1 protein-coding gene is annotated in these 356 nt (G+C 57.9%); it reads left to right on the top strand.

Annotated elements, in window-relative coordinates; genetic code table 11:
* Positions 1–356 (top strand): AMP-binding protein (locus C1I60_RS25830; protein WP_252361785.1); only part of this gene is annotated, 356 nt, incomplete at both ends.

The raw sequence follows: 356 nt of genomic DNA, 5'->3' as shown, positions 1-356 counted from the left end.
TGCGCCGAAGCTCAAGGAAGCTGTTCGCAGTCATGGCATTACGACGATGTGGCTGACAGCGCCGCTCTTTAACCAGCTGTCTCAGCAGGACTTGGCGCTGTTCGAAGGGATCCGGGAGCTGCTGGTTGGCGGTGATGTGCTGTCCGTTCCGCATATTAACCGGGTGCTGGAGGCCCATCCGACTCTTCGGATCATCAATGGCTACGGCCCGACGGAAAACACAACCTTTTCCACGACACATGCGATTACTGGTGTGCAAGCAGAATCGGTGCCGATTGGCAGCCCGATCCACAACTCAACGGCGTATGTCGTGGATCGTTCGATGCAGCTCCAGCCTGTCGGAGCATGGGGAGAGC

This window comes from Paenibacillus terrae, assembly GCF_005217525.1.
Lineage (GTDB): Bacteria > Bacillota > Bacilli > Paenibacillales > Paenibacillaceae > Paenibacillus > Paenibacillus terrae_C.
Note: the sequence above shows the minus strand (reverse complement) of the source record. Positions and strands in the feature narration are given on the sequence as shown.